Raw genomic sequence first — 235 nt, forward strand, 5'->3', positions numbered from 1 at the left:
TGTTAATAATCCGGTACCAACCACAGATAAAAGAACGGCAAATAAAATGCCTAATCGCAGCCGACTCCTAGAAACTATAGACTCAACTAGCGGTGTAAAAATAATTGTTAAACTAATAAGAAAACCTGCATTTGAACTTGTCGTAAAATTAATCCCCCATGTTTCAGAAGTAAAAATACCTGCTAGAAAAAGCCCTAAGATAATACCCGTTATCCACGTACCCATAGTAGCGTTT

At 36.6% G+C, this 235-nt stretch carries 1 protein-coding gene; it reads right to left on the reverse strand.

Annotation, left to right across the window (positions count from 1 at the left end; genetic code table 11):
* The coding region (locus tag RYX56_RS25320) for an EamA family transporter (RefSeq protein WP_336623203.1) at positions 1-235 on the reverse strand (235 nt) is incomplete at both ends.

The organism is Alkalihalophilus lindianensis, from assembly GCF_032843265.1.
In the GTDB taxonomy this organism is placed as follows: domain Bacteria; phylum Bacillota; class Bacilli; order Bacillales; family Bacillaceae_D; genus Alkalihalophilus; species Alkalihalophilus lindianensis.